Annotated in this window: 26 protein-coding genes; 8 read left to right on the top strand and 18 right to left on the bottom strand. The window is 61.0% G+C overall.

The genetic code is table 11. The features are described from left to right. Window positions 1–4 precede the first annotated feature (4 nt). Window positions 5–598 (bottom strand): PA_0111/PP_0108 family redox-active disulfide protein, encoded by a 594-nt coding sequence (locus AC07NR_RS09900; protein ID WP_305834578.1) that lies wholly within the window; start codon window positions 596–598, stop codon window positions 5–7. Further along, on the bottom strand, window positions 564–1,304 hold the full coding sequence (locus tag AC07NR_RS09895; RefSeq protein ID WP_495078492.1) for an SURF1 family protein: 741 nt from the start codon (window positions 1,302–1,304) through the stop codon (window positions 564–566). The genes AC07NR_RS09900 and AC07NR_RS09895 overlap by 35 nt, the downstream gene beginning before the upstream one ends. Window positions 1,305–1,375: 71 nt before the next feature. On the opposite strand from AC07NR_RS09895, the gene AC07NR_RS09890 reads away from it, so the two are divergent. Further along, window positions 1,376–1,579 carry a twin transmembrane helix small protein gene (locus tag AC07NR_RS09890; RefSeq protein ID WP_065260656.1) on the top strand — a complete coding sequence of 68 codons (204 nt, stop codon included), beginning with the start codon at window positions 1,376–1,378 and terminating at the stop codon, window positions 1,577–1,579. Window positions 1,580–1,588: 9 nt separating this feature from the next. Here AC07NR_RS09890 and AC07NR_RS09885 read toward each other — a convergent pair whose 3' ends face one another. From AC07NR_RS09885 to coxB, 4 genes are all read right to left on the bottom strand, one after another. Next, window positions 1,589–2,476, bottom strand: coding sequence for a cytochrome c oxidase subunit 3 (locus AC07NR_RS09885; RefSeq protein WP_495078491.1), 888 nt, complete (start codon window positions 2,474–2,476; stop codon window positions 1,589–1,591). A 25-nt stretch (window positions 2,477–2,501) separates the two neighbouring features. After that, on the bottom strand, window positions 2,502–3,053 hold the full coding sequence (locus AC07NR_RS09880; protein WP_085713029.1) for a cytochrome c oxidase assembly protein: 552 nt from the start codon (window positions 3,051–3,053) through the stop codon (window positions 2,502–2,504). A gap of 27 nt (window positions 3,054–3,080) precedes the next feature. Next, window positions 3,081–4,667 carry a cytochrome c oxidase subunit I gene (gene ctaD, locus AC07NR_RS09875; RefSeq protein ID WP_085713028.1) on the bottom strand — a complete coding sequence of 529 codons (1,587 nt, stop codon included), beginning with the start codon at window positions 4,665–4,667 and terminating at the stop codon, window positions 3,081–3,083. Window positions 4,668–4,749: 82 nt separating this feature from the next. Continuing rightward, on the bottom strand, window positions 4,750–5,877 hold the full coding sequence (gene coxB, locus AC07NR_RS09870) for a cytochrome c oxidase subunit II (RefSeq protein ID WP_085713027.1): 1,128 nt from the start codon (window positions 5,875–5,877) through the stop codon (window positions 4,750–4,752). Between the two features lie 369 nt (window positions 5,878–6,246). On the opposite strand from coxB, the gene AC07NR_RS09865 reads away from it, so the two are divergent. Then, window positions 6,247–6,879, top strand: coding sequence for a hypothetical protein (locus AC07NR_RS09865; protein WP_065260651.1), 633 nt, complete (start codon window positions 6,247–6,249; stop codon window positions 6,877–6,879). Window positions 6,880–6,930: 51 nt separating this feature from the next. On the opposite strand, the gene AC07NR_RS09860 is transcribed toward AC07NR_RS09865, so the two are convergent. The 6 genes from AC07NR_RS09860 to AC07NR_RS09835 all read right to left on the bottom strand — a co-directional run bounded on the left by AC07NR_RS09860 (window position 6,931) and on the right by AC07NR_RS09835 (window position 14,475). After that, a complete protein-coding gene (locus tag AC07NR_RS09860; RefSeq protein ID WP_495078490.1) occupies window positions 6,931–8,457 on the bottom strand; it encodes a SulP family inorganic anion transporter in 1,527 nt (508 codons plus the stop codon). Window positions 8,458–8,547: 90 nt separating this feature from the next. Then, a complete protein-coding gene (locus AC07NR_RS09855; RefSeq protein ID WP_085713025.1) occupies window positions 8,548–9,279 on the bottom strand; it encodes a carbonic anhydrase in 732 nt (243 codons plus the stop codon). A gap of 215 nt (window positions 9,280–9,494) precedes the next feature. Then, window positions 9,495–10,553, bottom strand: coding sequence for a PA0069 family radical SAM protein (locus AC07NR_RS09850; RefSeq protein ID WP_495078489.1), 1,059 nt, complete (start codon window positions 10,551–10,553; stop codon window positions 9,495–9,497). Window positions 10,554–10,627: 74 nt separating this feature from the next. After that, entirely contained in the window at window positions 10,628–11,929 is a 1,302-nt protein-coding gene (locus tag AC07NR_RS09845) for a c-type cytochrome (RefSeq protein ID WP_495078488.1), read from the bottom strand. 12 nt (window positions 11,930–11,941) lie between these two features. Further along, complete coding sequence (locus tag AC07NR_RS09840) at window positions 11,942–13,726, bottom strand: GMC family oxidoreductase (protein ID WP_248740278.1); 1,785 nt, start codon at window positions 13,724–13,726, stop codon at window positions 11,942–11,944. Between the two features lie 2 nt (window positions 13,727–13,728). Beyond that, window positions 13,729–14,475, bottom strand: coding sequence for a gluconate 2-dehydrogenase subunit 3 family protein (locus AC07NR_RS09835; protein ID WP_495078487.1), 747 nt, complete (start codon window positions 14,473–14,475; stop codon window positions 13,729–13,731). Between the two features lie 299 nt (window positions 14,476–14,774). On the opposite strand from AC07NR_RS09835, the gene AC07NR_RS09830 reads away from it, so the two are divergent. After that, window positions 14,775–15,419, top strand: coding sequence for a dual specificity protein phosphatase family protein (locus AC07NR_RS09830; RefSeq protein WP_134828649.1), 645 nt, complete (start codon window positions 14,775–14,777; stop codon window positions 15,417–15,419). On the opposite strand, the gene AC07NR_RS09825 is transcribed toward AC07NR_RS09830, so the two are convergent. The 3 genes from AC07NR_RS09825 to prlC form a co-directional block, all read right to left on the bottom strand. Beyond that, complete coding sequence (locus tag AC07NR_RS09825; protein ID WP_495078486.1) at window positions 15,406–17,457, bottom strand: M3 family metallopeptidase; 2,052 nt, start codon at window positions 17,455–17,457, stop codon at window positions 15,406–15,408. The genes AC07NR_RS09830 and AC07NR_RS09825 overlap by 14 nt on opposite strands. Before the next feature lie 112 nt (window positions 17,458–17,569). Further along, the gene (locus AC07NR_RS09820) at window positions 17,570–17,860 is read right to left on the bottom strand and encodes a YheV family putative zinc ribbon protein (protein ID WP_007953955.1); all 291 of its coding nucleotides are present in this window, start codon (window positions 17,858–17,860) and stop codon (window positions 17,570–17,572) included. After that, window positions 17,857–19,908, bottom strand: a complete 2,052-nt coding sequence (gene prlC / locus AC07NR_RS09815; protein ID WP_495078485.1) for an oligopeptidase A — start codon at window positions 19,906–19,908, stop codon at window positions 17,857–17,859. The genes AC07NR_RS09820 and prlC overlap by 4 nt, the downstream gene beginning before the upstream one ends. An 88-nt stretch (window positions 19,909–19,996) precedes the next feature. Between prlC and AC07NR_RS09810 the strand changes: the two genes are divergently transcribed. Both AC07NR_RS09810 and AC07NR_RS09805 read left to right on the top strand, forming a co-directional pair. After that, window positions 19,997–20,542: a gamma carbonic anhydrase family protein gene (locus tag AC07NR_RS09810; protein WP_495078484.1), complete on the top strand. Its 546-nt coding sequence runs from the start codon at window positions 19,997–19,999 to the stop codon at window positions 20,540–20,542. Window positions 20,543–20,570: 28 nt separating this feature from the next. Beyond that, window positions 20,571–21,221: an HAD family hydrolase gene (locus tag AC07NR_RS09805; protein WP_495078483.1), complete on the top strand. Its 651-nt coding sequence runs from the start codon at window positions 20,571–20,573 to the stop codon at window positions 21,219–21,221. A 3-nt stretch (window positions 21,222–21,224) separates the two neighbouring features. On the opposite strand, the gene AC07NR_RS09800 is transcribed toward AC07NR_RS09805, so the two are convergent. Next, window positions 21,225–22,310, bottom strand: coding sequence for an aminopeptidase (locus AC07NR_RS09800; protein ID WP_495078482.1), 1,086 nt, complete (start codon window positions 22,308–22,310; stop codon window positions 21,225–21,227). Between the two features lie 59 nt (window positions 22,311–22,369). Between AC07NR_RS09800 and AC07NR_RS09795 the strand changes: the two genes are divergently transcribed. Together AC07NR_RS09795 and AC07NR_RS09790 are read left to right on the top strand one after the other, a co-directional pair. Beyond that, window positions 22,370–22,792, top strand: coding sequence for a PA0061/PA0062 family lipoprotein (locus AC07NR_RS09795; protein ID WP_305834585.1), 423 nt, complete (start codon window positions 22,370–22,372; stop codon window positions 22,790–22,792). A 40-nt stretch (window positions 22,793–22,832) separates the two neighbouring features. Next, entirely contained in the window at window positions 22,833–23,252 is a 420-nt protein-coding gene (locus AC07NR_RS09790) for a PA0061/PA0062 family lipoprotein (protein ID WP_085713013.1), read from the top strand. A 6-nt stretch (window positions 23,253–23,258) separates the two neighbouring features. On the opposite strand, the gene AC07NR_RS09785 is transcribed toward AC07NR_RS09790, so the two are convergent. After that, the gene (locus tag AC07NR_RS09785; protein WP_085713012.1) at window positions 23,259–23,498 is read right to left on the bottom strand and encodes a DUF1161 domain-containing protein; all 240 of its coding nucleotides are present in this window, start codon (window positions 23,496–23,498) and stop codon (window positions 23,259–23,261) included. Window positions 23,499–23,600: 102 nt separating this feature from the next. Beyond that, on the bottom strand, window positions 23,601–24,032 hold the full coding sequence (locus AC07NR_RS09780; protein WP_011331817.1) for an OsmC family protein: 432 nt from the start codon (window positions 24,030–24,032) through the stop codon (window positions 23,601–23,603). A 243-nt stretch (window positions 24,033–24,275) separates the two neighbouring features. Here AC07NR_RS09780 and AC07NR_RS09775 point away from each other — a divergent pair, with 243 nt between their 5' ends. Further along, the gene (locus AC07NR_RS09775) at window positions 24,276–25,277 is read left to right on the top strand and encodes an LLM class flavin-dependent oxidoreductase (RefSeq protein WP_065260633.1); all 1,002 of its coding nucleotides are present in this window, start codon (window positions 24,276–24,278) and stop codon (window positions 25,275–25,277) included. Window positions 25,278–25,300 lie beyond the last annotated feature (23 nt).

The raw sequence follows: 25,300 nt of genomic DNA, 5'->3' as shown, positions 1-25,300 counted from the left end.
GCCCTTATCCGATGTTCGACAGTTTCAGCAGGTGGCGCAGGTCGTTGAGCAGATCCTTGCCCTTAACACTCGGGTCGTAGCGCAGCACGAGATTGCCGTGGGGGTCGATGATCCACAGCTGCGGCGTGGCCTTGTCGCCGGTGGCCTTGCTGAATGCGGCGGCGTCCAGCGGATAGCGTTGCAGCTGCGGATATTCGCGAGTCAGCTTGGCTTCGTAGTCGGCCGGCAGCGGTTGTGCGGCGGCGAGGGCGTGGCTGGCGCGGCCGGCATCGCGGCCGAGGCCGATCTGGATCTGCCGCGCCAGGTACACCAGTTGCTGGCAGTCCACCGCACAGTCTTTGGGCGCGGTCACCAGCATCTGCCAGCGTTCTTCGTCAGCCGTCACGCCGAGGTCGGCGCGGCTCTGGCCGTTGCCGATCAATTCGCCGTGATAGCTGCGGCCTTCCGGGACCCAGAACTGCAATTTGTACATGCCGGTGGCGAGGATCATCGGGCCGATCACGCCGAGCAGGATCAACAGCAGTTGAATGCGCCCGCGGCGGCGACCGGCCGGGACTTTGGCTTCAGACATGCTGGGTGGATTCATGGCCGCTCCCATGGTGTTTCTCCTTCGCGTTGTGCAATCCGAGGTAGATGTAGAGACCGAACAGGGCGGTGGCCATGGCGAACCACTGCACGGCGTAGCCAAGGTGTTTTTCCGGGCCCATGGCGACTACCGGCCAGTCGGCCTGATAGCTGGCGGGACCGGGTTCAGCGCGCAGCTCATAAGCGAAGCCGTCGCGCTCGAGGGTTTTCCACAGTTTGGCCGGCTCGACGGCGGTGACGGTTTGCGGCCAGGTGCTGCTGACCGGGTCGGCGTGCAACTGGAAGGTCGCGCCGGGGGCGACGTACACCCAGGCATCGACATTCACGGCATCGGCCGGTGTCTTGAATTGCGGGGTAGCGCGGCGGTCCGGCCACGGCAGCCATCCGCGATTGACCAGCAGCCACAGGCCGGTGCGCTGATCCTGAAACGGTTGCAGCAATTCGACGCCGACCCTGCCGTCCCGCTGCCGGTTGTCCAGCAGCAGGCTGTGCGCCGCATCGAACTGGCCGTGCAGATGTACCCGGCGAAAGGCCGGGTCGGCGCTGTGCAGCAACTCGGTGCTGGCCATCGGCTCGGCGGCCCGGCGCTCGGCGTAACTGGCGAGCAGGGCGGTTTTTTCCGCGCCCCGGCCCAGTTGCCAGAAGCCCAGCGAAATCAGCAGCGGCAGCAGCAAGGCGACCACCACCGTCGGCACGACGCCCGGCCGAAAGCGCTTCATGGCCGCGCCAGAAAAGCAGTGAATGCGACCGCTATACTTGATTGCATCGCCTGTACCCCCGGAGTCTTCCCATGCTCAAAGCAGCGATCGTCCTGATGCTGATTGCCACGGTGATCAGCCTGTTCAGCGGCCTGTTTTTCCTGGTCAAGGACGACAGCAGTTCAAATCGCCTGGTCATCGCCTTGAGTGTTCGGGTGGCATTGGCCGCTTGCACCGTCGGCTTGATTGCCTGGGGTTTCTACAGCGGCCAACTGGTGTCGCATGCGCCCTGGTAGCTCTGTCCTTCAGAGCACGTAAACGAAGATGAACAATCCGATCCACACCACATCGACGAAGTGCCAGTACCAGCTCGCGGCTTCGAAGCCGAACTGGTGCTCGTTGTCGAAGTGGCCCTTCATGATGCGCATCAGCATCACGAACAGGATGATCGTGCCGATGGTCACGTGGGCGCCGTGGAACCCCGTGAGCATGAAAAACGTCGCGCCATAGATCCCCGAACCGAGGGTCAGGCCCAGTTCGTGATAGGCGTGCATGTACTCCTCGGCCTGCAAGGCGAGGAAGCCGCAACCCAGCAACACGGTGATCGCCAGCCACAGTTTCAGCGCGCCGCGATGGCCTTTTTTCAGGGCATGGTGGGCGATGGTGATGGTCACGCTGGAACTCACCAGCAGGATGGTGTTGATCAGCGGCAGGCCCCACGGACTGATGACTTCCTTGGGCGGCGGGAACAGTTTCGGATCCGGCGTGTGCAATAGCGGCCAGGTGAACTGGAAGTTCGGCCAGAGCATGTGCGCAATGCCCTTGGTGCCTTCGCCGCCCAGCGCCGGGCCGGAAATGTGCCGTACATAGAACAGCGCGCCGAAGAAGGCGATGAAGAACATCACCTCGGAGAAGATGAACCAGCTCATGCCCCAACGGAACGATCGGTCCAGCTGCGGGCTGTACAACCCCGCGCGGCTTTCCTTGATCACCGCACCGAACCAGCCGAACAGCATGTACGCCAGCAACAGCCCGCCGACGAAAAAGATGTACGGGCCGTGGGATTCCGGGCGCGCCGCCTTCAGATCGTTGAACCAGGTGGCCAGGCCGTAGACGGTGATGACCATGCCGAAGGTGGCGATGATCGGCCACTTGCTCTGGGCCGGGACGTAATAGTGCTCATGAGTTGCCATTTATTGTTCTCCTTATCGGGCACGCTTAACCGCCAGTGTTTGCAGCCACCGGAGGATGTCGGGCGGTGATATCGAACAGCGTGTAGGACAGCGTCAGGTGCTTCACGTCCTTGGGCATGTCGCGGTCAACGATGAAGCGCACCGGCATCTCGATCTGCTGACCGGGCTGCAGCACCTGCTGGGTAAAACAAAAGCATTCGGTCTTGTGGAAATACGCCGCCGCTTCGCTCGGGGCGATGCTCGGCACGGCCTGGGCGCTCATCGGCTTGTCGGTGGGATTGCGGGCGATGAAGATCATCTCGTTCACCCCGCCCGGATGGGCGACCAGCTCCTCACCCTTGGGATAGAACTCCCAGGGCATGTCGGCGTTGTTCATCGAAAGGAACTGCACCCGCACCTGTCGCGAGTTATCCACAACCTGCTCGCCCTCGTACTGCCCGGCGGTCTTGCCATTGATGCCGAACGCCTTGCACATCACGTCGTAGATCGGCACCAAAGCAAAACCGAAAACAAACATCGCCACCACCACGCCCAGCAGTCGGGTCACCAGTTTCTTCAGCGAAATCGAGTCAGCCATGGCGGCGGCCCTCAAGGGCTACAGGGTTCATTTCACTTCCGGCGGCGTGGTGAAGGTGTGATACGGCGCCGGCGACGGCACGCTCCACTCCAGACCTTCGGCGCCATCCCACGGTTTGGCCGGTGCCGGCTCCCCGCCACGGATGGTCTTGATCACGATGAACAGGAAGAAGATCTGCGTGGCGCCGAACATGAACGCGCCGATCGACGAGACCATGTTGAAGTCGGCGAACTGCAGGTTGTAGTCCGGAATCCGCCGTGGCATCCCCGCCAGTCCCACGAAGTGCATCGGGAAGAACGTCAGGTTCATGCCGACGAAGGACAGCCAGAAATGCAGCTTGCCCAGGGTTTCGTCGTACATGTGGCCGGTCCATTTCGGCAGCCAGTAATAAGCCGAGGCGAAGATCCCGAAGATCGCTCCCGGCACCAGCACGTAGTGGAAGTGCGCCACCACGAAGTAGGTGTCCTGGTACTGGAAGTCCGCCGGGGCGATGGCCAGCATCAGCCCGGAGAAACCGCCGATGGAGAACAGGATCACGAATGCCACGGCAAACAGCATCGGCGTCTCGAAGGTCAGCGAGCCTTGCCACATGGTGCTGGCCCAGTTGAACACCTTCACCCCGGTCGGCACCGCGATCAGCATCGTCGCGTACATGAAGAACAACTCGCCCACCAGCGGAATGCCCACCACGAACATGTGGTGCGCCCAGACGATGAACGACAGGAACGCGATGCTCGCCGTGGCGTAGACCATCGAGGTGTAGCCGAACAGCGGCTTGCGCGAAAAGGTCGGGATGATCTGGCTGACGGCGCCGAAGGCCGGCAGGATCATGATGTACACCTCGGGGTGGCCGAAGAACCAGAACACGTGCTGGAACAGCACCGGGTCACCGCCGCCGGCGGCACTGAAGAAACTGGTGCCGAAGTGGATGTCCATCAGCATCATCGTCACGCACCCGGCCAGCACCGGCATCACCGCGATCAGCAGGAACGCGGTGATCAGCCAGGTCCAGACGAACAGCGGCATTTTCATCAACGTCATGCCGGGGGCGCGCAGGTTGAGGATGGTGGCGATCACGTTGATCGCGCCCATGATCGAACTGATCCCCATCAAGTGGATGGCGAAGATGAAGTAGGTCACGCTTTCCGGCGCATAGGTGGTGGACAGCGGCGCATAGAACGTCCAGCCGAAGTTCGGCCCGCCACCGGCGGTGAACAGGGTCGACACCAGCAACAGGAACGCCGCCGGCAGCAGCCAGAAGCTGAAGTTGTTCATCCGTGGCAGGGCCATGTCCGGCGCGCCGATCATCAACGGGATCATCCAGTTGGCGAGGCCGACGAATGCTGGCATCACCGCACCGAAGACCATCACCAGACCGTGCATGGTGGTCATCTGGTTGAAGAACGCCGGTTCGACGATCTGCAGGCCGGGCTGGAACAGCTCGGCGCGGATCACCATGGCGAACGAGCCGCCGAGCAGGAACATGCAGAACGCGAACCACAAGTACAGCGTGCCGATGTCCTTGTGGTTGGTGGTCAGCACCCAGCGCATCAGGCCTTTGGCGGGGCCGTGGGCGTGGTCGGCATGACCGTGGTCATCGATGACAGCGCTCATGGCCGGTCTCCTTCAAGTGAGTGGACTTGGCAGGCCGGGGCGCCTTGCCCCGGCCGGTTCACGAAGTACGCAATAGACCGGCTCATTTGCTTTCCGCCTGTTTCAGCTCCAGCACTTCTTTTGGCGTGACCATGTCGCCCTTGTTGTTGCCCCAGGCGTTACGTTCGTAGGTCACGACCGCTGCGATGTCGACTTCCGAGAGTTGCTTGCCGAACGCCGCCATGGCGGTGCCCGGTTTGCCGAAGTACACACGGTGCAGGTGATCGGCTTTCGGCCCGGTGGCAATCGGCGAGCCCTTGAGCGCCGGGAACATCGGCGGCAGACCCTGGCCTTCGGCCTGGTGACAGGCCACGCAAGTGGTGTGGTAGATCTTGTCGCCGCGTTCCTTGAGCTCGTCGAGGGTCCATTCCTTGCTGGTCAGCTCCTTGAGCTGCGCCGCCTCGGCCTTGCGGTCGGCCAGCCATTTTTCGTAATCGGCCTTTTCCTTGACGTCGACCACGATCGGCATGAAGCCGTGATCCTTGCCGCACAGCTCGGCGCACTGGCCACGGTAGATGCCGGGCTTGTCGATGCGGGTCCAGGCTTCGTTGACGAACCCCGGGATCGCATCGCGCTTGACCGCGAAGGCCGGCACCCACCAGGAGTGGATCACGTCGGCGGAGGTAACGAGGAAGCGCACCTTGGCGCCGATCGGCAGCACCAGTGGCTTGTCGACCTCGAGCAGGTAATGCTCGCCCTTGGCTTCCTTGTTGTGGATCTGTTCGGCGGGGGTGGCCAGGTTGCTGAAGAACTCGACGTCCTGGCCCAGGTACTTGTAGTGCCACTTCCACTGATAGCCGGTGATCTGGATATCGATATCCGGCTCACTGGTGTCGTACATGCGGATCAGCGTGGCGGTCGCCGGAACGGCCATCGCCACCAGGATCAGCAGCGGGACGACGGTCCAGAGAATCTCGACGGTGGTGCTTTCGTGGAATTTTGCGGCGACCTGCCCGGTAGAACGGCGGTGCACCATCATCGACCAGAACATGGCGCCGAAGACGATGATCCCGATCACCACACAGATCCAGAAAATGGTCATGTGCAGGTCGAATACTGCGTGACTGATTTCAGTCGCTCCAGGCGCCATATTCACAGTCCAGGCGGCGTTGGCCTGGCTGAAAATCGACCACAACAGGAGGCCCATCCAGACGTGTGGATGTCGCATCATTGCGGGTTCCCCTTATCGTTCTTGTTATCCCGCCGGCTTTCGCCTGCGGCAAGGGAGCGGCTGCATCAGACTACGAACTTGAATCGCCGGGCCTTGCTGCGGGTGCAGTCGGGCGTCATCAGCTAACTCCATTCAATGGCGAGTATAGACAGCGGCGGAAAAATGCAATGTGCCGACGTAAATCGAATGAAACAGCTGGCACTTGCGTTCCAGGGCACGAATGGAGAAGGATGCAGACGAGTGGTGGCAAACCGATATAACGCAGGTGTATCAAGGATGAAATAATTATGACAAATGCGTCTTAGCATTTTTCGTAAGCCAGCTAAGTTATGTCTTCCCTATTTCATTGCCTTGTTTCCTGGAGTTTTCATGAACACCGCCGCATTGCGCGAGCAGATCCACATAGCCCGACAACACGAGATCGAAACCGGAAAGCTGACCCGTCAGCTCGAAAATCAACTGCAACACCTGCACCCGGCCATCCAGTTGCCGGAAACCGACGCCAACGGCGTGCTGACGCGTTTTGTCGCCGCCTACATCGATGAAGTGCCAGACCTGCTGGATGCAGCCAATGAAGTCGCCAGGGAAGCGGGAATCGAGTCACAGATCAAACCGGTGCTGAAAATCGCCGAACAGTACTTTCTCCAGCCGCCGGTCGGCCTGGACAGTCTGCTGGACGAGGCCTATCTGGCCCACCGTTTTGTCGAAGAGGTCAACGACCTGTACATCAAGCATTTCGGCCAGCCACTGATCCCCCTGGACATGACGGTCGCCAATCTGATTGCTCACCAGTTGCTCGGTGAGGAATTTGCCAATCAACTCGATGAAGTGGTGCACCACGCAGTGGACAGCATGCTCGACGACGACAGCTTTGCGCTGGAGTCGGTGGAAGCCTACCGCGAGAAACTCAGCAGCCCGGACACCGGTGCGGCGTGGAAACGCTGGCCGTGCATGAGTCGCCGTCTGGGCGTGGGCCTGGAACTGGATCAGCCTGCGGCTTGATCTCGGCGCAAACGTTTGGGGGAACAGATTGCTCTGTTCCCCCAGGTTTTTTCAGCCTGCCGCACCGATACCGGTAGTGGTACGGATTCTCCCCTCAAGCCTGCGTTTCAGTCCGCGCGACTCGATCAACAGCTTCGAACCCTTGGCCGCATTGGCCCGGCCCCATTCTTCCAGCAATTCCAGACAGGAATGGTCGATGTAGCTCAGGTTGTTTAGCGGCACATGCACCGTCGTGCCCGGTGGAATGCTGCCCAGCACCTGCGTCAGCGCCGGCACCTTGAGGAACGTCGCCGCGCCCACCAGACGCAACTCCATCTCCCTCTCCTGTGGCAGATCGATCAGGCTGATCTTCAGTCGTGAAGCCTTGAACGCCAGTTTCACCAGGGTCAGACCGAAACCGATCAGCACACCGGTCAACAGGTCAGTGAAAATGATTGCCAGCGCTGTCGCCGCGTAGGTGAACATCGGCATCCGGCCATAACGCCCGAGGCCACGAAACGCCTTGAGATCCACCAGTTTGAAACCGGTGTAGACCAACACCCCGGCCAGGCTCGCCACCGGAATGCTTTGCAGCAGACTCGACAGCAACAGCACGAAAGCCAGCAGCCACAGACCATGGAAAATCGTCGAGTAGCGCGTGGTCGCACCGGCCTGGACGTTGGCAGAACTGCGCACGATCACCCCGGTCATCGGCAGTGCGCCCACCAGCCCGCAGAGCATGTTGCCGACCCCTTGTGCCGACAGTTCACGGTCGAAATCCGAACGCGGGCCGCTGTGCATGCGATCCACCGCCGCGGCGGACAGCAGGGTTTCGGCGCTGGCGATGAAGGCCACGGCGAACGCGGCGATCAGCAGTGTCGGGTCGGCCAAACTCAGCAGGTCCGCCGGCTTCAGCCAGTCGATGGCTTCGGCCAGATTCGCTGGTACTTCAACCCGTTTGACCTGCAATGCCAGCAGCAGACTGGCGCCGGTTGCCAGGCCGACACCGAGCAGCGCGCCGGGAATGAAACGCAGCGAGTGCGGACGGAATTTCTCCCACAGCCACATCACGGCGATGGTCGACAGCCCGAGCAACCCGGCCTGCCAGCCAAAGGACGGCAAAGCCTGCGCCACTGCGCCGGGGAACGCCGTCAGGTTGTCCAGCCCGGAGGGTTTCGGCGCGGCATCCAGCATCACATGCACCTGTGAGAGCACGATCAGCACACCGATCCCCGCGAGCATCCCGTAGACCACCGCTGGCGCCGTGACCCGGAACCAGCAACCGAGCTTCAGACGCCCGGCCACCAGTTGCAGAAAACCGGCGAGCAGCAGGATCGGCCCGAGCATCTCGATCCCGTGCTGGCGCACCAGTTCGAACACCAGTACCGCCAGCCCCGCCGCCGGCCCGCTGACCTGCAACGGCGACCCCGCCAGCCAACCCACCACCAGACCACCGATGATCCCGGTAATCAGGCCTTTGGCCGGCGGCAACCCTGAAGCAATTGCAATGCCCATGCACAGTGGCAGGGCGACCAGAAACACAACCACCGAAGCCAGCAGCTCCCGTGGCAACACCGCTTTCAATTGAGCCGCACGCATGATGACTCTCCCGAAGTTTTCTTCAGGCGTGGCGAAGCCGGGTCGCTTGAACAGCGACCGGCGTCAGACCACACGGATTTTTAGGAGGATTCAGAAGCGCGCTTTGGGCGTCGCCACCGGAATCGGATGGCTGCCGTCGAGCGGCAGGAAGCGTCCCTGATCCGCGTCGTAAGCTTTGATTTCGCTGGTTTCGATGTTGTAGACCCAGCCATGGATGAACAGATGACCGTTCGCCATGCGCGAGGCTACCGAAGGATGGGTACGCAAGTGCTGCAGTTGGGCGATGACGTTTTCCTCGGTGAGGATCGGCATGCTTTCTTTTTCGTCGGTGCAGTTGCAGTTGTCATGCACCATGGTTTTCGCGACTTCGGCGTGGCGCAGCCAGGCTTTGACCGTCGGCATCTTTTCCAGGCTGCCGGGGTTGAGTACCGCGCGCATGGCGCCGCAATCGGAGTGGCCGCAAATGATGATGTGTTGCACGCCAAGCGCCAGTACCGCGTATTCGATGGCGGTGGAAACGCCGCCGTTCATCTGGCCGTAGGGGGGAACCACGTTGCCGACGTTACGGGTCACGAACAGATCGCCGGGAGAGCTCTGGGTGATCAGTTCGGGAACGATGCGCGAGTCGGCGCAGGTGATAAACATCGCCCGTGGCGACTGGGCCGTGGCGAGTTTCTTGAAGAGTTCTTCCTGCTGCGGGAAGACCTCATGATGAAAATGCAAAAAGCCGTCAACGATATGTCGCAGTGCTGCATCGGCGGAATCCGCCCCGGGGACGGCTTGCGCCGACGCAGCCAACGGCTGTTTATCCTTGTCACTCATGATTCATCCTCTTTGGCGGATTCGGGGAGTCATTCCCGTGTATTCCGGTATGAAGCCAGTGGCTGTTTAAAACATCCGGGTCATCCCGACCCGTCAGTCACTCGATGAACACGGTAACCGCTGAAACTTAACTCAAACTGAATCAAAGGCTCTAGAACGTGTGTTCCAGGTCACAAAAAACGTGACCGGCGTGAACCTGGTCAGTCATTTCCTCCTTAAATCAGCGCCATCTGGCGACCCGGCGGACAAAAAGCTGTGCAGTCGAGATTGAAACCTTCGCGGTGATTGAGTCCCAGACGTTTCAACGCCTTGGCAAATCGCTGCGCGAGCAGGTCGGCGAACGGCCCTTCACCGCGCATGCGGGCGCCAAAACGGCTGTCGTACAGTTCGCCGCCACGGCTCTGGCGGATCAGGCTCAACACATGGGCGGCGCGCTGCGGGTAATGCGCCTTGAGCCATTCCTCGAACAACGGTGCCACTTCCAGCGGCAGGCGCAACATCATGTACGCGGCACTTTGGGCGCCGGCAGAGTGGGCTTCGGTCAGCAGGCTTTCGATTTCGCTGTCGTTGATCATCGGAATCATCGGCGAGCACAGCACGCCGACCGGAATTCCCGCCTCGCGCATCACCCGGATCGCCCGCAACCGGGCCTTGGGCGCGGCGGCCCGGGGTTCTAGGATGCGTTTGAGTTCATCGTCCAGGGTGGTCAGGCTGATCATCACCGCCACCAGCCGTTGCTGCGCCAGTTCGGTGAGCAGGTCGAGGTCGCGCAGGATCAGCGAGCCCTTGGTGACGATGGTCACCGGATGTCGATAGCGCAGCAGCACTTCGAGGGTCTGGCGGGTGATTCTGTGTTCGCGTTCGATCGGCTGATACGGATCGGTGTTGGAGCCCAGATTGATCGGCGCGCACTGATAGCCTTTCTTGCCAAGCTGTTCCTCCAGCACTTGGGCGGCGTTGGTCTTGGCGATCAGCTTCGTTTCGAAATCCAGCCCCGGCGACATGTCCCAATAGGCGTGGCTCGGTCGTGCGTAGCAATAGATGCAGCCATGCTCGCAGCCACGATAGGGATTGATCGAGCGGTCGAAGGGCAGGTCCGGCGAGGTGTTGCGGGTGATGATGGTTTTCGCCGTCTCGAAACTGACTTCGGTGCCCTGGGTCAGCGGCACTTCCTGAACCCAGCCGTCGTCCTCGGCCACCGATCGGCTCGGCGCAAAGCGGTTGTGCGGATTGGTGGCGGTGCCGCGACCGCGTGGGGGAAGAGGGGTAGACATGGCAGCGCCTCGATACTGTGTGTATATACAGTATCGAGGCGCTTTGCATCTGGCTAGTGCCGTCGGGCGACTGGTCAGTTGTGTGGCGTGACTTGGCCGAGGTCGTCGCTGGAGGTGTGCTTCATATCTTCCTTGCGCAACTCTGCCACATCGGCGGCCTTGACCGGCGCGCCCTTGTTACCCCAACTTCCACGAATAAAGCTCACCACATCCGCCACTTCCTGATCCGACAGACGCCAGGCGAAACCCGGCATGGTGAAAGTGGACGGTGCCGTGTGCGTCGCGGGCAATGTGCCGCCCTTGAGCACGATGTGGATCAGCGACGTCGGATCCTCCGATTGCAGCACCGGATTACCCGCCAACGCCGGGAACACCCGGGTGTAGCCATGGCCGTCGGTGCGGTGGCAGGCCGCGCAGTTGTCGATGTACACCGACGCACCGCGCTGGCTGTCGTCACCGTTCCACAAGGCCTTGGCGGCTTTCTCGTCGTATTGATGCGGCTGGTCGGCAGGATCATTGGCCGGCAGCGATTTCAGGTAACGGGCAATCGCGGTCAGGTCGGCATCGGTCATGTACTGCATGCTGTGGGTGACCACGTCGCTCATGCCGCCGAACACTGCACTGCGGTCGCTGCGGCCGGTCTTGAGGAACTGCACCAGTTGCTCTTCGCTCCAGCTGCCGAGGCCGTCCTTGTGGTCTCCGCGCAGGCTCTTGGCGATCCAGCCTTCAAGTGGCGCACTGCCTGACAGAAAACTGCTGCCTTCGGCCGCGCTCAGGGATTTTTCCTGCATGGTCAGGGCCCGTGGCGTATGGCATGCGCCGCAATGTCCGAGGCCTTCCACCAGATACGCCCCACGGCTGACGACAGCATCGTCCGACGCGGGTTTGTAGTCCTCGACCTTCGGCGCGAACAGCCAGCGCCAGCCCATCAGTGGCCAGCGCATGCTCAATGGCCACGGGATGTCGCTGGCCTTGTTTTCCTGTGCCACCGGTTCAACGCCGTGCATGAAGTAGGCATAAAGCGCCTGCATGTCATCCTGACTGACACGGGCGTAGGACGGGTATGGCATCGCCGGGTACAAGGTACTACCGTTTTTGGCGACGCCATGACGCACGGCCTGGTCGAACTCCTCGAAGCTGTAGCCACCCAGCCCGGTGTTGTCCGGGGTGATGTTGGTCGAATAGATCGTGCCGATCGGGGTCTCCATCGGCAGGCCGCCAGCGAACGGCTTGCCGTCCTTGGCCGTGTGGCAAGCCACGCAGTCCCCGGCGCGGGCGAGGTATTCGCCTTTTTTGATCAAGGATTGATCAACTTCGGCACTGTGAGCGGCAACGCTGCCAAGCAGCGCCAGGGTCGCGATAACGAGAGTCTTCATGGTCATCGCTCCTTAAGCCTGAACCAGCGGGCCGGGGTTTTTCAGGTATTGCTCGCGGATCGCTTTCGCCGACCAGTAGGTCAGTGCAGCAACCAGCCCGGTCGGGTTGTAACCGAGGCCCTGCGGGAACGCCGAGGCACCCGGGACGAACACGTTGTGCACGTCCCAGCTCTGCAAGTAGCGATTCAGCGCGCTGGTCTTCGGATCGGTGCCCATGATCGCGCCACCGTTGAGGTGGGTGGTCTGGTACGACGCGGTGTTGAAGTGCTCGCCGACTTTTTTGCCAAGCACGGCAATGGCTTTCGGGCCCATGGCTTGAGCGACTTTGCCCATTTTCTCGACCATGAAGCGGTTCATCTTGATGTCGTTTTCCTGCCAGTCGAATGTCATCCGCAGCAGCGGCAGGCCGTAGGCATCGCGGTACACCGGGTCCAGATCGAGGTAGTTGCCACGGTAGGACTGATGCGCACCGTGAGCGTCCATCGACACCTGGTGGGTGTAGTAATCGGCGGTCGCGCGCTTCCACGCACTGCCCCAGGCCGGAGTGCCCGGCGGGTTGGAGGTGCCGGCAATCGGTCGGCTGCCGGCCTGATTGACCCACATCGGCGAGCCGCCGACGAAGCCGTGCGGCCCGTGATCGAAGTTATCAGCGTTGAAGTCGTCCAGCGCCACGCCGTTGCCGCCGGCGCCAATGAAGTTGTTGGTGTGGGTGTCCTTGTCGAAGAACGCCTTGATGGTCGCCATGTTCTGGTAGGCGAAGTTACGCCCGACCACGCCTTCACCACTGACCGGGTCATACGGTTTGCCAATGCCGGAGAGCAGCATCAGGCGCACGTTGTGCAACTGGAATGCACCGAGAATCACCAGATCCGCCGGTTGCTCGATCTCCCGGCCCTGGCCGTCGATGTAGGTGACACCGGTGGCTTTGGTTTTCGTGCTGTCTAGGTTGACCCGCAGCACGTGGGCGTTGGGCCGCAGTTCGAAATTCGGCAGTGGTTTCAGCGCCGGCAGAATGTTCACGTTCGGCGAGGCCTTGGAATACATGTAGCAAACGTAGCCGCTGCAAAAACCGCAGAAGTTGCATGGGCCCATCTGCGCGCCGTAAGGGTTGGTGTACGGCCCTGACGTATTCGCGGAAGGCAGGTTGTAGGGTTTGTAACCGACCTCTGTAGCCGCTTTGCCGAACAGCTGTGCGGAAACCGTGTTCTTCTGCGCTTCCAGCGGGAACGGGTTCGAGCGATCCGGCGCGTACGGGTTGCCGCCCTTGCCCTGGCCGACCAATTGGCCTTTCACGGTCCAGGCCTGGCCGGAGGTGCCGAAGACTTTTTCGGCGAAATCGAAGAACGGTTCCAGCTCTTCATAGCTGACGCCGAAGTCCTGGATGGTCATGTCCTTGGGGATAAAGCTTTTGCCGTAGCGCTCTTCGTAGTGGCTGCGCATGCGCAACTCGATCGGATCGACGCGAAAGTGCACACCCGACCAGTGCAGGCCGGCACCGCCCACGCCATTGCCCGGCAGGAACGCGCCCAACTGGCGGTTCGGCAGGGCGATGTCGTTGACGCTGTGGCGGATGGTGACGGTCTCTTTGGAGATGTCCTGGAAGAGTTTTTTCCGCACGCTGTAGGTGAGTTCGTCGATCACCTGGGGATAGTTGCCGTCAGGGTAGGTGTCCTGCATCGGGCCGCGCTCCAGCGCCAGCACGTTGAGGCCAGCCTCGGTCAGCTCCTTGGCCATGATTGCGCCTGTCCAGCCGAAACCGACGATCACCGCGTCGACCTTCTTCATTACCGTTGCCATGCTCACGCCCTCTCGCCGCGAATCGAAACTGCCGGGAAGGGGTATTGCTCGTTGCGTTCCACCCAATCCATGAAATCGGCGCGGGCGCCGGGGAAGCCGATCATGGTCCAGCCGACCATGCCTTTATTGCCACCGTGGATCGGGTCGCAGAAGAATCCTTCCTTGGTGTTTTGCAGCAAAAGATTGAAGAAAATCTTCGCCGGAACACTGTCGAATTGCGGTTTCCCGGCTTCGAGTTGCTTGAGCAAATCGTCTCGGGTAGCGCTGTCTTGCTCGGCAAATGTTTTACCGTTGAGGGATTTTGTCCACTGATCCGTGGCGGCGATGCCGAGGCGATAGATTTCTTTTGGCACCAGTTTGCTCTGCCAGCCCATCTCGGGCGCGGCGTCGGCGTTGAACGGGCCTTGCATGTACCACAGGGCACCGGCGGCGTACGGGGTGTTCATCTGACGATCGATGTATTCCGGCACGCCGGCCTCGAGAGCGCCGGGGCCCTGAGCATCATTGGGGATCAACTGCGCGACGGCGGCATTGATGAACGCCCACTCTTCGGCGGTGAAGTAGCTTGGCTGGTAGGCGCTTGTATCTGCGGCAACCGATTTGGCGGGTGCCGGGGCTGGCGAGCTTTCGGGAGCTGCTTGCAGCACGCTGCTGCCCAGGCCGGTGCCGGCGAGGGTGACCACCGGGATCAGGGTCAGGGATTTGCGCAAGAACTCACGCCGCGGGTTGTCTCGATCTTGATCAGACATGGGGTGCACCTCATCAGGCATTGATGGTTATCAGCCGTTTCTGGGGACGGCTTTTTGAGTGGTCGGTTGCGACGTGGCCGGAAATGACCCGGAAAACGGGGACGCGTCTGCAACATGATGTGACAAATGGTAGCAGCCTAACCAACCGGATGAACCGATTCAGCCGAAAAAAAGCCCAAGTTTGCGACGAAGGAAGTCCCCGGCTTCACGTTTCTTTGACAATCGCCTCACAGGGATTTGACTGGACAACCCGCAAGCTGCCGCCCTCACTGACGAATCCCATACGGTCACCGCACAGCATGTCCTTGAAGCGTTTTTCCTCCGCGATCTGTTTCTCGCTGTTTGCCCTGCTCGGCTCGATCCCGGCCCACGCCGCAGATGCGCCGGTTTCTCGCCCTCCGGAATGGGCACAACCGGTCGAAATGAAATACAACTTCTTCCAGATGTCGCCCACGCTCTATCGCAGTGCACTGCCTGACGCCGGTGCCGTGCCGTTGCTGCAAAACCTGAAAGTGGCCACGGTCATCAACTTCCTTCCGGAAGAGGACTCGAGCTGGCTGAAAACCCCGGGCATCAACCAGGTGCAATTGCCGTATCGCACCAATCATGTCGATGACGCCGACGTCCTCAAGACCCTGCGTGCAATCCAGACCGCCGAAGCCAACGGCCCGGTGCTGATGCATTGCAAGCACGGCTCCGACCGCACCGGCCTGATGGCCGCGATGTACCGCATCGTCGTGCAGGGCTGGAGCAAGGAAGACGCCCTGAACGAAATGACCCAGGGCGGTTTCGGTGAAAGCGGCCACTTCAAGGACGGCGTGCGCTACGTGATGCAGGCTGACGTCGACAAGCTGCGTACCGCGCTGGCCAATGGCGATTGCAGCACCAGTGCCTTCGCTACCTGCTCGATGAAGAGCTGGTTCCAGACCGTCAATCTGAAGTAAACCGCCGGATGATCGGTCGGCCAGGGCACAGTTCTTCACTGACCGGCCGGCCGATGAATGCTTCAACAGCCTCAAGCAACGGGCGACCGGCTCCGGGCGCAAAGAACGTTTCCCGGAAAGCCCGGCCGGTCTGCGCCCTGAACACCCAGTCACGACTGAAGCGTTTGAACGCTTCCTGAGCCAGCCCCCCTGACCAGACATAGGCGTAAACCGAAGCGTCGTACTGAGTCACCATGTAATCGAAACCATTGGCGAACCGGTGACTGTCGGGCAGTTGCAAGTGAGTCATTTTGCGCTGCACGTCGGCGCAAACCTCTTCGACAGAGCGCCCGTCGCCGTGGGTGGCGTGCAGTTCGAAATCGATGAGCGCTCCCATCAGTATCAAGGCCTGTTGCCGACTGGAGTGAGCCTGGCTGGCCGAGAGTGCGGCGTCGACCCGTGCTGCGCTCAAGCGCTCGCCGGTCTGGAAATGCGCACCGAGCCACAGCACGAACTCCCGCGACAGGCACCACTGCTCGAACAATTGCCCGGAAAACTCCGCCGCCTCATGCCCCTGTTGCAGGATGCCGGACAGGGTGTGATGGGGCGAACGCGTCAAAACGTGCTGAAGACAGTGACCGAACTCATGAAAAAGTACCCGCAGATCGTTGAGTTCGAGTCGGCAGGGGTGGCCGTCGGTGCCCGGTGTGAAATTGCTGTAGAGCACGGCAATGGGTAGCGCCGGTCGGCCTTCGGCATTGATGCGGCGATTCCGCAGTGTGGATGTTCCGGCGAAATCAGCAGCGTTATCGCGATGAAACGGGTCGAGGTAGATATAACCGATGACCTGTTCATGCTCGCTGATTTCCAGCAGTCGCACATCGTCATCCCAGTGTTTCCCGCCGACCTGTTCGACGATACGGATCCCGAACATGCGTTCGCAGAACAGACAGAGCCGGCGCAAGGTGCCATCGAACGCGAAGTAGTCGCGCAGATTATCCAGCGCTCCGGGAAACTGTTGCTGCCGCCATTGTTCAGCGAGGAAATCTTCATCCCATGGCTGGACCCGGTCGATTCCGCGTTGCCGGGCGAAGGCGGCCAGTTGTTTGGCGTCCTGCTCCAGGATGGGGGTCAATTGCGCAACCTGGCAATCTAGAAAATCCCTGACCCAGGCCGTCGTTCCGGCCATGCTTTTTGCCAGACTCAGTTGCGCGGCGTTTTCGTGGCCAAGCAAGCGGGCTTTCTGTCGGCGCAAGGCAAGCAGCTTTGCCAGTACCGGGCCGTTGTCGAAGCGCCCGGCCAGCGGCCCCTGATCGGAAGCGCGGGTCGCGTAGGCCACACAGCATTCCTCGCGTAACGCACGATTCTCGGCGTATTTGAGGATGTGCTGGCAGGTGTTCTGGTCCAGGCGAATCAGCCAGCCTTCATGTCCGGCCTCGTGTGCGGCGCGCGCCAGGCGATCCTTCATCGACGGGGACAGACCTGCAAGCTGTGCAATATCGTCGACACGTTTGCTCCAGGTCTCGGTCCAGTGTTCAAGGTGGGTCAAGAACCTGGATTCCAGGCCGCCGATCTCAAGGTTCAAGCGGGACTGTTCCTGCTGCTGCGCGGTGGGAAGTTCGATGCCCGACTGCCTGAATTTGCGCAGTATCCGCGCCAGTACGATTTTGCGTGACTCATCGAAACTGGCCGCGATCGAGCTCTGCGCCAAGTGCTGGTAAGCCTCGTATAACGGGCGATTGAGGCTTTTTTCGGAGCGATACTGGTTGAGCGCTAGATGGGTTTTGGCGATTTCCACAAGCCAGTCGGCATCGTCGGATCCGACCATGGACAGTGTTTCGAGAATCGACCGAAATTCACTGAGGCGGGCATCGGCTTCGTCGATGCTCAGTACCAGATCGTCCCAGCCGGGATGCTCCAGCTGAGTGGCGAGCACTTGCGCAATGATTCGTCGGTGGTCGGCGATGATGCTGTTGATCGCCGGCAGCAAATGCTCGGCGCGAATCGCCGGCCAGGGCGGCAGGGTCCAGTGTTGCAGGAGGGGATTGGAGTCAGGCATGGCAGCTTCCTTCGAGGCATGGCGGAAACGGCCAGCCTACGAAGCAAGTGCAAGGGACAGGTGTTAAACCAATACCACCTTCCACCGGAAATCGGTGGAAGGTGGTGCCGGATCAGTGTTGCTCGTCGGGCTTTTTCTTCAGCTTCGGGTTCGGGAAGAACTGCACTGCCTGAACCGTCTTGTCCGGTGCAGGCTTGAGCGCGCTGGTGTTGACCCGCGTGCCCAGTTCCTTCGGAACCGACAACCCTTGGGCATTGAGCGTATCGCTGTAGCCGCACGCCACGCATTCGCGGTGCGGAACATCGTCCTCGCTCCACATCATCAGCTTGTCCGGCTCGCTGCACGCCGGGCAGACCGCCCCGGCGATAAAGCGTTTTTTCGTTTTCACAGGTGCCTCACTCATGCTGCCGCGTCCTCACTCAGGCCGCTGTGGCGCAAGAGTGCGTCAATCGATGGCTCACGGCCACGGAAGTCGACGAACAGCACCATCGGCTCCTGCGAGCCGCCGCGGGCCAGGATTGCTTCGCGGAAGGCGCGACCGGTGTCGGCATTGAGCACGCCGTCTTCTTCGAACTTGGAGAAGGCATCCGCCGACAGCACTTCCGCCCATTTGTAGCTGTAGTAACCCGCCGCGTAACCGCCGGCGAAGATGTGGGCGAAGCTGTTCGGGAAGCGGTTGTAGGCCGGAGGACGCATCACCGAGACTTCGTTGCGAACGCCTTCCAGAACCTGCGCAACGCTACGGCCGTCACCGTGGGTGGCGTGCAGTTCGAAGTCGAACAGCGAGAATTCCAGCTGACGCACCATCATCAGGCCGGACTGGAAATTCTTCGCCGCGAGCATTTTTTCCAGCAGATCCTGTGGCAGCGGCTCGCCGGTTTCGTAGTGGCCGGAAATCAGCGCCAGGCCTTCCGGCTCCCAGCACCAGTTTTCCATGAACTGGCTCGGCAGCTCGACCGCGTCCCATGCCACGCCGTTGATGCCGGATACACCGGCATGTTCGACGCGGGTCAGCAGGTGATGCAGGCCGTGGCCGAATTCGTGGAACAGGGTGGTGACTTCATCGTGGGTCAGCAGCGCAGGCTTGCCGCTGTCGGCCGGGGTGAAGTTGCACACCAGGTTGGCCACCGGGCTTTGCAGCACGCCGTCGAGGGTGCGGCGACGGTCGCGGGCGCCGTCCATCCAGGCACCGCCGCGCTTGTTGGCGCGGGCGTAGAGGTCGAAGAAGAAGCGGCCGACGTGCTGGCCGTTTTCCTTGATCTCGAACAGGCGCACGTCCGGATGCCAGGTGTCGAAGCCTTTCAGTTCGGCGATTTCGATGCCGTACAGGCGCTGAACGATGGCGAACAGGCCGCCCAGTACCTTGTCGATCGGGAAGTAGGCGCGCAGGGTTTCCTGGGCGACGCTGTAGCGTTGTTCACGGAGTTTTTCACCGTAGAAACCGCTGTCCCAGCTTTGCAGATCGGCGCAGCCCTGCTCGGCGGCGTAAGCCTTGAGCTGTTGCAGGTCCTGGGCGGCAAACGGTTTGCTGCGTTTGGCCAGATCACGCAGGAAGCTCAGCACCTGATCGCTGGATTCGGCCATTTTGGTCGCCAGGCTCAGCTCGGAGAAGCTGGAGAAACCCAGCAGCTTGGCCAGCTCCTGACGCAGGTCGAGGATTTCACCCATCACCGGGCCGTTGTCGTTCTGGCCGGCGTTCGGGCCTTGATCCGACGCACGGGTGCAGTAGGCGGCGTAGACTTCTTCGCGCAGCGCACGGTCCTGGGCGTAGGTCATCACCGCGTAGTAGCTCGGGAATTCCAGGGTGATCAGCCAGCCGTCGAGGCCTTTGGCCTGTGCCGCAGCAGCCATTTGCGCCTTGGCCGAATCGGTCAGGCCGGCGAGGGCGGCTTCGTCGGTCAGGTGCTTGGTCCAGGCCTGAGTGGCGTCGAGCAACTGGTTGGAGAAGCGGCTGCCCAGCTCGGACAGCTTGCTCTGCACTTCGGCGTAGCGCTTCTGTTCGGCTTCCGGCAGGTCGATACCCGACAGGCGGAAATCGCGCAGGGCGTGTTCCAGAATGGTTTTCTGCGCCACGTCAAAACCGGCGGCTTCCGGGCTGTTGGCCAGGGCTTCATAGGCCTGGAATAGTTCGCGGTTCTGGCCCATCTCGGTGGAGTAGGCGCTCAGGGCCGGCAGGCACGACTCGTAGGCTTCGCGCAGTTCGGCGCTGTTGCACACGGCATTGAGGTGGCTGACCGGACTCCAGGCTGCGCCCAGGCGATCATTGAGTTCGTCCATCGCCAGCACCAGCCCGGCCCACGTCGGGTTCTGGCCCTGGGTCTTGAGGATCTCGGCGATGGCGGCGCGGTTGTCGGCCAGGATGGTGTCGATGGCCGGCTGCACGTGTTCGGCACGGATCGCGGAGAACGGCGGCAGGTCGTAGGACTGCAGAAGAGGGTTGTTCACGCTCACGGTTGCACCTTGGCTGGAAGAAACATGCGCCCATCTTAATTACAATCGACACCCACCGCAGCTATCGGCGACAGAGAGAGAACTAATCGTGTCCCTTCGCAACTACCAGAATCACACCCCACGCTTGAGCCAAGGCGCTTTTGTCGACGGCTCCGCGGTGGTGATCGGCGACGTCGAAATCGGCGAAGACAGCTCCGTGTGGCCACTGACGGTGATCCGCGGCGACATGCACCGCATCCGCATCGGCGCGCGCACGAGCGTGCAGGATGGCTGCGTGTTGCACATCACCCACGCCGGCCCGTTCAACCCGGACGGCTTCCCGCTGTTGATCGGCGATGACGTGACCATCGCCCACAAGGTCATGCTGCATGGCTGCACCGTCGGCAGCCGCGTGCTGATCGGCATGGGCAGCATTGTCATGGACGGCGCGGTGGTCGAGGACGACGTGATCATCGGCGCCGGCAGCCTGGTGCCGCCGGGCAAACGTCTGGAAAGCGGTTTCCTGTACGTGGGCAGCCCGGTGAAACAGGTTCGCCCGCTGACCTACAAGGAAAACGCCTTTTTCACCTACAGCGCAGCGAACTACGTGAAGCTCAAGGACCTGCACCTGGCCGAAGGCTACGACCAGCTCTGACTTTTCTCTCTATTGCCCGGGATTTTTCATGCATTACCAGACCGTACTGTTCGACCTCGATGGCACCCTGACCGATCCGCGTGAGGGCATCACCCGCTCCATCCAGTTTGCCTTGGCCAAACTCGGCATCGATGAACCGGACCTGACCAAACTGGAACACTTCATCGGCCCGCCGCTGTTGCAGGCGTTCATGCAGTTTTATGGTTTCGATGAAGCCAAGGCCTGGGAGGCGGTGAATTTCTATCGCGAGCGTTTCAAGGTCACCGGGTTGTACGAGAACCGGGTGTTCGAGGGCGTTACGCCGTTGCTGGAAACCCTGAGTGGCCAAGGCCGACAACTGTATATCGCGACTTCAAAACCGTGGGTGTTCGCCCGGGAAATCGCCCGGCACTTCGATTTTGCCAAACACTTCAAGGTGATCTACGGCAGTGAACTGGACGGCACCCGTACCAACAAAGTTGAGTTGATTGCACACCTGATGGCTGAAGAAGGGCTGGATCCGGCTACCACGCTGATGATCGGTGACCGTAAACACGACCTGATCGGCGCCCGCAGCAACGGACTGGATGCGGCAGCCGTGGGTTATGGCTTCGGTAGTCATGAAGAGCTGAGCGCCGAGGCGCCGGCTTATCACTTTGAAACCCTGGCTGAGTTGCATCAGGCGTTTTTGCAGCGCTGATCGTCAATCGGAGCGAAGGGCAGCCAGCTCACGCAGGGCTGTCTTTCGCTTGTCGGCCGGCAATCCGCCCAGTTTCTCCACCTGTGCATAGAACTTCTGCCAATCCCCGCCCACCTGCCTGAACAGGGCAGCAAACGCCGGCACCCACTGGTCATACAGCCCGAACGGCAACAATCGCGCATTGTTCAGCGGCGCATTGACCCAAGCGTCATAACGCTTGTCCCCGGCCCACTGGCTGTCGCGCATCTCCCGATAATCGCGGCGAAACCGTTCGAACTCGGCAGCCTTGCGTTCGCGCATCTGCTCGACGGGCATCTGTTGTGTGTACAGCTTTTCCAGCCGGGCACGGGTATCGAGGATCAGTTGAATGAACTGGTCACGACGTTTGAGCTGTGCGTCATTTTCTGGTGGCAGACCACGAAACGCCCGCCACTGCCGGGTGCCTTCCTGCTCGACAAACGTGGCGTAGGACTCGTTGAACTCGGTGTCATCCTTCACATAGAAACGTTGGTGGCCCAGCTCATGGAAGATCAGCGTGGCCAAGCGTTCGTCACCCCAGCCCATCATCGAGTTGAGGATCGGGTCGTTGAACCAGCCCAGGGTCGAATAGGCCTCGACGCCGCCGATCGACACGTCCATGCCTTGCAGGCGCTGTATTGCCGCCTCGCCCCGCGCCGCACTCTGGCTGTAGTAACCGCGATAGGCCACGCACCCGGCAATCGGGAAGCAGTGGTTCTGCGGGCTCAGGGAAAACTCCGGGGTGGCGAACACGTTCCACACCACATACGGCCGATGGATGTCGGCGTACAGGCGATAGCTCTGGTTATCCGGCAGGTGCAGGTGTTGGCTGGCGAAATCCCGGGCCTTCTGCGACTGGGCCAAGTGGGCGCGCAGCGTTGCGTCACGGTTCGGGTCGGCAATCACCTTGGCCACCGGCTCCCGCGCCCGTAGCAATTGCAGCTGACCGCTGGCCAGCTGGCTGTAATAGCTGACGCTGGAACAACCGTTGAGCAACAAAAACAACACACCCGGAAACAAAACCCGCAAAACGCGATCAAGTAACCCAAGGCTTGGAAACGGCCTGATCACAATAAGAACATCCCTGGAAAGTCTGATCGCAAGACTATCCCGCCCATTGGAGCTCCGCCATGCGCATCTTGATACTGACGGGAGGCCTGCTGACGCTGGCCGGTTGTGCCGGATTCGGAATGCCTTCGCCTGACCCCTCGCAAGCCTGGATCGATCTGGACGCCCGGCAACAGGACACGGCGCTGCAAGCGCTGGAAGTCGACAGGAAGGCCGCCGTCGACAAACGTTACTTCGAGGTACAACCCGGCAGTCATGAACTGAAGGTGCGCTACCAGTTTCCGGTGGAAGCGACCAACATCGGCCCGGACGCCGAGCCCCTGTGGCGCGATTGCCAGTTGAGCCTGAAATTCACGGACTTCAACGCCGGCCAGCGCTATGAGCTTCAGGCCGGCTATATCGGTTTCCGGCCGTGGGCCAAGCTCTATGACCAGCAGAAAAATGTAGTCGGCCAGGGCAAACCGGCAGGCTGTCAGCGCACCTGATCGGCGTTATGCTGGATGTCCGAATCCACGGACATTCATCATGCGCAAGTCAATGCTGTTGCTGGTTGCCGGTGTGCTCGCCGGTTGTCAGACGCCGATGCCCCCGGTCGACCCCAACATGGCCTGGGTCGAGTTCTCGACGCCGACCCCGGGCGGAAAACTGTTGATGGCCGAACGTCTCGACAAGCAGCGCCTGACTGACGGACGTTTTTTCCAGGTAACGCCCGGCAGCCATGAGTTGCTGGTGCGTTTCGATTTCGAGGCACCCGGTGGAGGAGCTGGCATGTTGAACGACCCTGTGGAGCGCCTGTGCTACCTGACCATCCGCTTCGATCATTTCGAAGCGGGTCAGCGGTACGTGCTGGAGGGTCGCTCCCTGATGTTTACTCCCAGTGCCCGGCTGTATAACGCCAAGCGGGAAATCGTCGCCGAGGATCGCGACACCTATTGCGCCATCTAGCGTGAATCAGCTGTCGTTCTTCTGGTAGATGATGGCTTTGGTGCCGTTCTCGCAAGTGCCGACGATCATGGCGACGTCGTGCTTTTCGGCTTCCTCTTTGGAGACTATCTCCAGCGTGTAGGAAGGCACGGCATTCGCCTGAATCTTGATTTCGATCTCTTTCCTGAGTTCTTCGCAATCTTTGGGTGCCGCGAAGGCCGAAGTTGCCAGCACGCCACAGATAACCGCCAAAGCAAAACGTTTCATGGTTGAAGCTCCTGGGAGCAGTGCGCACGACGATGCGCGAAAGCTGCTGTCATTTATTCGACCACATTTTTGCCTGGCGGGTTCTGATTCTGCTCAAGTCGATCAGCTGACCAGCGACGCATCCAGGCTGATTTTCGCATTCAATACCTTCGACACCGGGCAACCTTCCTTGGCCTTGTTGCTCAGTTCTTCGAACTGCGCCTGGGTGGCGCCCGGAATCTTCGCCTTGAGAATCAGCTTCACTGCAGTGATCGCGAAACCGCCGTCAACCTGATCGAGGGTGACTTCGGCCTGGGTATCGATGCTGTCGGCCTTCAGCCCGGCATCGCCGAGGATCATCGAGAACGCCATGGAGAAACAGCCGGCATGGGCCGCGCCGATCAGTTCTTCCGGGTTGGTGCCCTTGCCGCCCTCGAAGCGGGCCTTGAAGCCGTACGGCGCTTCCCGCAGCACGCCGGTTTCGGTGGAGATCGAGCCGATGCCGGTTTTCAGGTCACCTTCCCAGTGTGCGGATGCCTTCTTCACGATAGCCATGTGTGCCTCCTTCAATTCGGGCGCGAAACGCCGCGCCGTCGTGGTTTTTGCCTGCAAGGCTTCTGAGGATAGACGCCGGAACAAAGTTCAGCCCGGTTGAATCGTTGACTTTTTTAGTAGGAAATTTCGGATCGACTATTGAAACTCGGGTATATGCCCTTATTGCAGAGAACACGCTTATGAATTGGGCAGGTTTGCGTTCGTCAGGAACAAACCGGCGCCCTCAATCGGAGATGCAGGTTCATGAAGCAACTGTCCGACGTAAAGTTTTCCACCCTCGATCTGGTGCCGGTGCGCGAGAACGGCAGCCCGGCCCAGTCGCTGCGCAACTCGCTGGATCTGGCGCAGCATGTCGAGAAGTTCGGCTACACCCGGTTCTGGGTCGCCGAGCACCACAACATGGACGGCATCGCCAGTTCCGCGACTTCGGTGTTGCTGGGTTATCTGGCCGGCGGCACCTCGACCATCCGTGTCGGCTCCGGTGGCGTGATGCTGCCCAACCACGCGCCGCTGGTGATTGCCGAGCAGTTCGGCACCCTTGAAAGCCTGTATCCGGGGCGGATCGACCTCGGCCTGGGCCGTGCGCCGGGCTCCGACCAGATGACCGCCCGCGCCCTGCGCCGAGAGCGCTCCGGCAGCGCCGACGATTTCCCTGAAGACGTCGCCGAACTGGTGCGCTTCCTTGGCCCGCGTACGCCGGATCAGCGGGTGATCGCGATGCCTGGCACTGGCACCAATGTGCCGATCTGGCTGCTCGGCTCCAGTCTGTTCAGTGCGCAACTGGCCGGCGAGCGCGGTTTGCCCTACGCCTTTGCCTCGCATTTCGCACCGCGCTTCATGCACGAGGCGATTCGCGTCTATCGCAATCACTTCAAGCCTTCGGCGGTGCTCGACAAGCCTTATGTGATGCTCGGCGTGCCGCTGGTGGCGGCCGACACCGACGAACAGGCCGATTACCTGGCGACCTCGGTGTACCAGCGAATCCTCGCGCTGATGCGTGGGCAAAGTCTGGTGCAGCGTCCGCCGGTGAAAACCATGGACGGCCTGTGGCTGCCTCATGAGCGTGAGGCGGTGGGTGATTTCCTTGGTCTGGCGATGGTCGGCAGCCCGCAGAAAATTCGCGCGAAACTGGAGGTGCTGATCGAACAGACCCAGGCCGATGAGCTGATCTTTACCTGCGACCTGTACGAACACGCCGATCGCCTGCATTCCTACGAGTTGCTGGCACAGGTGATGAAGGGCTGACATCCGGCTACAAAAAAGCCGAC

This window comes from Pseudomonas sp. GW821-FHT09C09 (assembly GCF_059418105.1).
This window is presented reverse-complemented; position numbering and strand designations above follow the sequence as displayed.